Annotated in this window: 6 protein-coding genes; 5 read left to right on the forward strand and 1 reads right to left on the reverse strand. The window is 72.0% G+C overall.

Annotation, left to right across the window (positions count from 1 at the left end):
* Nucleotides 1–294: 294 nt before the first annotated feature.
* The 3 genes from WDV06_RS35265 (at nt 295) to WDV06_RS35275 (ending at nt 5038) form a co-directional block, all read left to right on the forward strand.
* On the forward strand, nt 295–2607 hold the full coding sequence (locus WDV06_RS35265) for a HelD family protein (RefSeq protein WP_395513900.1): 2313 nt from the start codon (nt 295–297) through the stop codon (nt 2605–2607).
* 404 nt (nt 2608–3011) lie between these two features.
* Nucleotides 3012–4448, forward strand: a complete 1437-nt coding sequence (locus tag WDV06_RS35270) for an NAD-dependent malic enzyme (protein WP_042817021.1) — start codon at nt 3012–3014, stop codon at nt 4446–4448.
* Nucleotides 4449–4756: 308 nt separating this feature from the next.
* A complete protein-coding gene (locus WDV06_RS35275) occupies nt 4757–5038 on the forward strand; it encodes an HU family DNA-binding protein (protein WP_007264399.1) in 282 nt (93 codons plus the stop codon).
* Between the two features lie 215 nt (nt 5039–5253).
* Here the strand turns inward: WDV06_RS35275 and murA are convergent, their stop codons facing one another.
* Entirely contained in the window at nt 5254–6591 is a 1338-nt protein-coding gene (gene murA / locus WDV06_RS35280; RefSeq protein ID WP_395513901.1) for a UDP-N-acetylglucosamine 1-carboxyvinyltransferase, read from the reverse strand.
* Between the two features lie 262 nt (nt 6592–6853).
* On the opposite strand from murA, the gene WDV06_RS35285 reads away from it, so the two are divergent.
* Together WDV06_RS35285 and WDV06_RS35290 are read left to right on the forward strand one after the other, a co-directional pair.
* Nucleotides 6854–7414, forward strand: coding sequence for a YqgE/AlgH family protein (locus WDV06_RS35285; RefSeq protein ID WP_045947037.1), 561 nt, complete (start codon nt 6854–6856; stop codon nt 7412–7414).
* Between the two features lie 28 nt (nt 7415–7442).
* Nucleotides 7443–7727, forward strand: a complete 285-nt coding sequence (locus tag WDV06_RS35290) for a DUF3039 domain-containing protein (protein WP_042817018.1) — start codon at nt 7443–7445, stop codon at nt 7725–7727.
* The last annotated feature ends 140 nt before the right edge of the window (nt 7728–7867 follow it).

Genomic DNA, 7867 nt, shown 5'->3' on the forward strand with positions numbered 1-7867 from the left:
CCCTTGACAGGGCGGCCCGCACCGGAAGGACAGTGGGACTGACGGGAAAGCCCCAAGGCATCCCTGAGACCGCTGAGGGTGGTCCCGTCCCCCCTCGCCCCGGCCTGCTGCTCCCTACCGCCCGGCGGGACACCGCCCCCACCCACCGCCCCGCACCCGGGGCGGGGGCCCCGTCGCCCCGGGCCTCGTGCGAAACGACAGGTCTCCCGGGCCGCCGCGCGGACCGGGCGTGCGGAGTGGGGGCTCGTTCGCGTACGGTTGACGGTCGCCCATGCACGTCAGAAGGGGGCCTTGGTGGCCGCGCAGAATGCCGCTGTCGACAGCACGGCGGATTCCGTCCGCGATCGGGAGATCGCGGTCGAGCAGACGCATCTCGACCAGGTGTACCGACGCCTTGAGGAGAAGATCCACGAGGCCGAGTTCCTCATGAACGACGCCGCCAAGCGCGGCCAGGTCGGGACGCCCGGCGCGCTCGCCGAGCGGGACGCGCAGGTCTTCCGCGCCGGGATCCACCTCAACCGGCTCAACAACGAGTTCGAGGACTTCCTCTTCGGGCGGATCGACCTCGTGCTGGGGAAGGACGGGGAGCGGGGCCCGGACGGCGCCTACACCTCCGTCGAGCCCGCCGACGACGCGATCCGGCCCGACCTCACCGCCGACATCGCCGAGACCCTGCACATCGGCCGCATCGGCGTCCTCGACACGGACTACGCGCCGCTCGTCATCGACTGGCGCGCCCCGGCGGCCGCGCCGTTCTACCGTTCGACGCCCAAGGACCCCGGCCGGGTCATCCGCCGCCGGGTGATCCGCTCCAAGGGCCGCAAGGTGCTCGGCGTGGAGGACGACCTGATGCGTCCCGAGATCACCGCCAGCCTCGACGGCCGGGAGCTGCCCGCCATCGGTGACGGGGCGCTGATGGCCGCCCTCGGGCGGGCCCGTACGCACACGATGCGGGACATCGTCTCGTCCATCCAGGCGGAGCAGGACCTGGTCATCCGTGCCCCCGCCGCCTCCGTCGCGGAGGTCGCGGGCGGGCCCGGCACCGGCAAGACGGCCGTCGCCCTGCACCGGGCCGCCTACCTCCTGTACCAGGACCGCCGCCGCTACTCGGGCGGCATCCTGATCGTCTCGCCGACCCCCCTGCTGGTCGCCTACACCGAGGGCGTGCTGCCCTCGCTCGGTGAGGAGGGCCAGGTCGCGATCCGGGCGCTGGGCTCCCTCGTCGACGGCGCCGAGGCGACCACGTACGACGACCCCGCCGTAGCCCGGATCAAGGGCTCGTCCCGCATGCTCAAGGTGCTCCGCAAGGCGGTGCGCGGCGCGCTGGAGCTGGGCGACGCCCCGGAGCGGCTGCGCGTGGTGGCCTTCGGCCGCCGCGTCGAGCTGGAGGCGCCGGAGCTGAACCGGATCCGGCAGAACGTCCTCGGCGGCACCGCCCCCGTGAACCTGCTGCGCCCGCGCGCCCGCAAGCTGCTGCTGGACGCTTTGTACGCGAAGACCGGCGCGTCCGGCCGGCACAGCGACCCGGAGCTGGCCGCCGAGCTGCGCAGCGCCTTCGACGAGGACATCTCCACCGAGGACGACTTCCTCGGCTTCCTGAACGCCTGGTGGCCGGAGCTCACGCCGCGCCGGGTGCTGGCCGCCATGGCCGACGAGCGCCGCCTGGGCCGCTGGTCGCGCCGGGACCTGAACCCGCGCGAGACCCGCCAGCTGGCGCGTTCGCTGCGCCGGGTCGGCCCGGACGGTTCCGGGCCGCTGTCGGTGCACGACGTGGCGCTGCTCGACGAGCTCCAGCAGCTCCTCGGGGCGCCCGCCCGGCCCAGGCGGAAGCGGGAGATGGACCCGTTGGACCAGCTCAGCGGGCTGGAGGAGCTGATGCCGACCCGGGAGGAGACCACCTGGGAGCGGGCGGAGCGGATCGCGGCGGAGCGCACCGAGTACGCGCACGTGATCGTGGACGAGGCGCAGGACCTGACGCCGATGCAGTGGCGGATGGTGGGCCGGCGGGGCCGTACGGGCACCTGGACGGTGGTCGGTGACCCGGCGCAGTCCTCCTGGACGGATCCGGAGGAGGCGGCCGCGGCCCGGGACGAGGCGCTGGGTTCCCGGCCGCGCAGGCGGTTCACGCTGACGGTGAACTACCGCAACCCGGCCGAGGTCGCCGAGGTGGCCTCGCGGGTGCTGGAGCTGGCCATGCCCGGGATGGAGCCGCCGAGGGCGGTGCGTTCGACGGGTCTGGAGCCCCGCTTCACGACCGCCGGGGAGGACCTCGGGGCGGCGGTGCGGGAGGAGACCCGGCGGCTGCTGGACCAGGTGGACGGCACGGTCGGTGTGGTCGTGGCCATGGACCGGCGGGCCGAGGCGGCCGGCTGGCTCGCGGACCTGGGCGAGCGGGCGGTGGCGCTGGGCAGCCTGGAGGCCAAGGGCCTGGAGTACGACGCCACGGTGGTGGTCTCCCCGGCGGAGATCGCGGAGGAGTCCCCGGCGGGCCTGAGGGTGCTGTACGTGGCGCTGACGCGTGCGACGCAGCAGCTGACGGTGGTCTCGGCGGAGGGCGACCGGCCGGACGGGGCCGGGGTGCCGGAGCTGCTGCGCCCGGGAGCGTGACGCGGTGTCCGACTCGCGGGAGGGGGGACCGCTTCCGGCGATCCTTTGTTAGCCTGGGTACGACACCGGCTCGATCCAAGCCCCCGGGCCCAACCTTCGTCGCTTAGAGCGACCACTTGCCGCGAGGCGAGCATGGCGGGTCGGTGTCTTAGCCGGAACACCAGGTCCGCGCCCTCCGTTCAAGGAGGGCGCGGACCTGTTTTGTGTGTACCCACCATTCCAACACCCCAAGTTCTCTCGTATGGTGGAAGTGTTCTTCCGAAATTTGTAGCTGGTTACCTTGTACCGGCTGGTAGGTGGGACGATCGGACAACAGGTCCTGCCGAACCTGCCATCGAACGGGTGGCGCCCGCGCGGGACCGTGCGTGTAACAGAAGAACCAGGGACAGAAGAGGAACACGGCCATGGCAACGGCGCCCAGCGTCTCGTATTCGATGACGGTCCGCCTGGAAGTGCCCGCGAGCGGAACCGCGGTCTCCCAGCTCACCACCGCCGTGGAGTCTTCCGGAGGCTCGGTCACCGGCCTCGACGTGACCGCCTCCGGCCACGAGAAGCTCCGTATCGACGTCACCATCGCCGCCACCTCCACCGCCCACGCCGACGAGATCGTCGAGAAGCTGCGCGGCATCGAGGGCGTCAGCCTGGGGAAGGTCTCCGACCGAACCTTCCTGATGCACCTCGGCGGCAAGATCGAGATGTCGTCCAAGCACCCCATCCGCAACCGCGACGACCTCTCGATGATCTACACCCCGGGCGTCGCCCGCGTGTGCACGGCCATCGCCGAGAACCCCGAGGACGCGCGCCGCCTGACCATCAAGCGCAACTCCGTCGCAGTCGTGACCGACGGCTCCGCCGTCCTCGGCCTCGGCAACATCGGCCCGATGGCCGCCCTGCCCGTCATGGAGGGCAAGGCGGCCCTCTTCAAGCGCTTCGCCGGCATCGACGCCTGGCCGATCTGCCTCGACACGCAGGACTCCGACGAGATCGTGGCCATCGTCAAGGCCATCGCCCCCGGCTTCGCCGGCATCAACCTGGAGGACATCTCCGCGCCCCGCTGCTTCGAGATCGAGGCCCGGCTGCGCGAGGCCCTCGACATCCCCGTCTTCCACGACGACCAGCACGGCACCGCCATCGTCGTCCTCGCCGCCCTCACCAACGCACTGCGCGTCGTGGGCAAGGCAGTTGAGGACGTCAAGGTCGTCATGTCGGGCGCCGGCGCCGCCGGCACGGCCATCCTCAAGCTGCTCCTCGCCGCCGGCGTGAAGAACGCCGTCAGCGCCGACATCCACGGCGTCGTGCACGCCGGCCGCCCCGACCTGGTCGACGCCGCGCCGGACTCCCCGCTGCGCTGGATCGCCGACAACACCAACCCCGAGGGCTACACCGGCACCCTCAAGGAGGCCGTGGTCGGCGCCGACGTCTTCATCGGCGTCTCCGCCCCCAACGTGCTCTCCGGCGAGGACGTCGCCGCCATGGCCGAGGGCGCCATCGTGTTCGCGCTCGCGAACCCGGACCCGGAGGTCGACCCGGCCGTCGCGCGCCAGACCGCCGCCGTCGTGGCCACCGGCCGCTCGGACTTCCCGAACCAGATCAACAACGTGCTGGTCTTCCCGGGCGTCTTCCGCGGCCTCCTGGACGCCCAGTCCCGGACCGTGAACACCGACATGATGCTGGCCGCCGCCACCGCCCTCGCCGACGTCGTCGGCCGCGACGAGCTGAACGCGAACTACATCATCCCCTCCGTCTTCAACGACAAGGTCGCGGGCGCCGTCGCCGGCGCCGTCCGCAAGGCGGCTCAGGCCGGTGCCGAGAAGGCCGCTGTGACGGGGCCCACGGCCTGATCCCGGCGCGTCGCGGGACACGGGCCCGCCGGCGCGCCTCTAGGGTTGCGGGGATGCCCGCGCAGCGCGCGGTCCGCATCAGCGTCGGAGCCTCGGGTGCGACGGAGCGTCACCGCGGCGTGACTGTGGCGCTTTTCGTGTGACCCTGGCGGGTGCCGGATTGGCTTTCCCGCCGCTGGTGGGGGCAGGATGCGTAACCGGGCGAGAGGGTCTGACGTTCAGACCCGGGTCCGGGGACTGTCCTAGGGCCCTGGCAGCATCGGCTTCGATCTCACGCCTCTAAGGCAAGTTGAACACGGGAGTACAACATGAACCGCAGTGAGCTGGTGGCCGCTCTGTCCGAGCGCGCCGAGGTGACCCGCAAGGACGCCGACGCCGTTCTGGCCGCGCTCGCCGAGACCGTCGGCGAGATCGTCGCCAAGGGCGACGAGAAGGTCACCATCCCCGGCTTCCTGACCTTCGAGCGCACCCACCGTGCCGCTCGCACCGCGCGCAACCCGCAGACCGGCGACCCCATCCAGATCCCGGCCGGCTACAGCGTGAAGGTCTCCGCGGGCTCCAAGCTCAAGGAAGCCGCCAAGGGCAAGTAGTACCGCCCTTGTGCCGAGGGCCGCACAGGCCCTCGGGACGGCAGTGGTACGTAGAACGGCCGAGGGCGGCCACCCCCGCGGGGGTGGCCGCCCTCAGGCCTTTCCCGGGCCCTCCAGGCCCTCCCAGGGGCCTTTGGGGCCCTGGGAGGGGGAAGTTCCGGAAGACGGTGCCTCAGATCGACGGGAGGACCGTCAGAAGGTCGACGGGAGGACCGTCAGACCAGGTCGCCGCCCGGCAGTTCGACCTTCGCGCCGAGCTCGACGAGCTTCTCCATGAAGTTCTCGTAGCCGCGGTTGATCAGGTCGATGCCGTGGACGCGCGAGGTGCCCTCGGCCGCCAGCGCCGCGATCAGGTACGAGAACCCGCCGCGCAGGTCGGGGATGACCAGGTCGGCGCCCTGCAGCTTGGTCGGGCCGGAGACGACCGCCGAGTGCAGGAAGTTGCGCTGGCCGAAGCGGCAGGCGCTGCCGCCCAGGCACTCGCGGTACAGCTGGATGTGGGCACCCATCTGGTTCAGCGCCGAGGTGAAGCCGAGGCGGGACTCGTAGACCGTCTCGTGGACGATCGACAGGCCGGAGGCCTGCGTGAGCGCCACGACCAGCGGCTGCTGCCAGTCGGTCTGGAAGCCGGGGTGGACGTCCGTCTCCAGCGCGATCGCGTTGAGCGGGCCGCCCGGGTGCCAGAAGCGGATGCCCTCGTCGTCGATCTCGAAGGCGCCGCCGACCTTCCGGAAGGTGTTCAGGAAGGTCATCATCGAGCGCTGCTGCGCGCCGCGGACGTAGATGTTGCCGCCGGTCGCCAGGGCCGCGGAGGCCCAGGACGCCGCCTCCAGGCGGTCCGGCAGGGCCTGGTGGTTGTAGCCGCTCAGACGGTCGACACCGGTGATCCGGATGGTCCGGTCGGTGTCCATGGAGATGATCGCGCCCATCTTCTGCAGGACGCAGATGAGGTCCTCGATCTCGGGCTCGACGGCGGCGTTGCTGAGCTCGGTCACGCCCTCGGCCAGAACGGCCGTCAGCAGCACCTGCTCGGTCGAGCCGACCGACGGGTAGGGCAGGCGGATCTTGCATCCGCGAAGGCGCTGCGGGGCCTCCAGGTACTGGCCGCCCTCCCGCTTCTCGATGGTCGCGCCGAACTGGCGGAGCACGTCGAAGTGGAAGTCGATCGGCCGGCCGCCGATGTCGCAGCCGCCCAGGCCCGGGATGAAGGCGTGGCCGAGGCGGTGCAGCAGCGGGCCGCAGAAGAGGATCGGGATGCGGGAGGAGCCCGCGTGCGCGTCGATGTCGGCGACGTTCGCGCTCTCGACGTGGGTGGGGTCGAGGACCAGCTCGCCCGGCTCCTCGCCGGGGCGCACGGTCACGCCGTGCAGCTGGAGCAGACCGCGCACGACCCGCACGTCACGGATGTCGGGAACATTGCGCAGCCGGCTCGGCTCACTGCCGAGCAGGGCGGCCACCATGGCCTTCGGCACGAGGTTCTTCGCACCGCGGACACGGATCTCGCCCTCAAGCGGGGTTCCGCCGTGGACAAGCAGGACATCGTTGCCGGTCATGGATCTCGCGTTCCGGAGTGGATGGGCAGGGGACCAGTCGTAAGGGTAAGGGCCACCACCCCCATGTTTGTATGGGTGACGGGGCCGTAGGACTGTCATGAATTCGGCACACCACGTACGGTGTCCGCCAGGTAGCGGAGTGTTGTGTTCCGGTGTACGGGGCCGCGCGCGCTCCCGTCTGCAGCCGTGCGCCCTGAGCTGCGCGAGATCCGATCCCGTCGCCCGCTCCCCCCGGAGGGCGAATGTGCGAGATCATGTGCCCATGACCGAGGTGTCCTCCCTCACGGGGCGGCTGCTCGTGGCCACCCCCGCCCTCGCGGATCCGAACTTCGACCGCGCGGTCGTGCTGCTGCTCGACCACGACGAGCAGGGCTCCCTCGGCGTGGTCCTCAACCGGCCCACCCCCGTGGACGTCCGCGACATCCTGCTCCCGTGGGCCCCCCTGGCCGGCGACCCCGGCGTGGTGTTCCAGGGAGGGCCCGTCGCCCTCGACTCGGCCCTGGGGGTCGCGGTCATCCCGGGCGAGGAGGGCCCCCTCGGCTGGCGCCGCGTGCACGGGGCCATCGGCCTCGTCGACCTGGAGGCCCCGCCGGAACTGCTCGCCGCCGCCCTCGGGGGACTGCGCATCTTCGCCGGCTACTCCGGCTGGGGGCCCGGCCAGCTGGAGGACGAGCTGGGCGACGGCGCCTGGTACGTCGTGGACTCCGAGCCCGGCGACGTCTCCTTCCCCGACCCCGAACGGCTGTGGCGGGCGGTGCTGCGCCGGCAGCGCAGCGAGCTCGCGATGGTCGCCACCTATCTGGACGACCCGTCGCTCAACTGACCCGGGCGGCGTTCAGTACCCTGGTTTTATGAGCACTCTTGAGCCCGAGCGCGGCACTGGTACGGGGACCCTCGTCGAGCCGACGCCGGTGGTGTCCCACGGCGACGGCGACCACGAGCGCTTCGCCCACTACGTCCAGAAGGACAAGATCATGGCGAGCGCGCTCGACGGGACCCCCGTCGTCGCGCTCTGCGGCAAGGTCTGGGTGCCGGGCCGCGACCCGAAGAAGTACCCGGTCTGCCCCATGTGCAAGGAGATCTACGACTCCATGGGCGCGGGCGGCGACAAGGACAAGGGCGGCAAGGACCAGTAACGGTCCGGCTCCCGCCGGGGAGGGGGGGGGGGGGGGGGGGGGGGGGGGGGCCCGGGCGCGGCCGCCCCGGGGGCCGGGGCCCCCCGCCGCGGCGCCCCAGCTGGGCCGGGCGGGGGGGGGGGGGGGGGGCGCGGGGGGGG

It is taken from the genome of Streptomyces racemochromogenes (genome assembly GCF_044129415.1).
GTDB lineage: Bacteria > Actinomycetota > Actinomycetes > Streptomycetales > Streptomycetaceae > Streptomyces > Streptomyces racemochromogenes_A.

Coding starts and splice junctions, on each gene's coding strand:
- WDV06_RS35285 (WP_045947037.1), top strand. CDS start 6,854: ATGACCGAGGTGTCCTCCCTCACGGGGCGGCTGCTCGTGGCCACCCCC.
- WDV06_RS35290 (WP_042817018.1), top strand. CDS start 7,443: ATGAGCACTCTTGAGCCCGAGCGCGGCACTGGTACGGGGACCCTCGTC.
- WDV06_RS35270 (WP_042817021.1), top strand. CDS start 3,012: ATGGCAACGGCGCCCAGCGTCTCGTATTCGATGACGGTCCGCCTGGAA.
- murA (WP_395513901.1), bottom strand. CDS start 6,591: ATGACCGGCAACGATGTCCTGCTTGTCCACGGCGGAACCCCGCTTGAG.
- WDV06_RS35275 (WP_007264399.1), top strand. CDS start 4,757: ATGAACCGCAGTGAGCTGGTGGCCGCTCTGTCCGAGCGCGCCGAGGTG.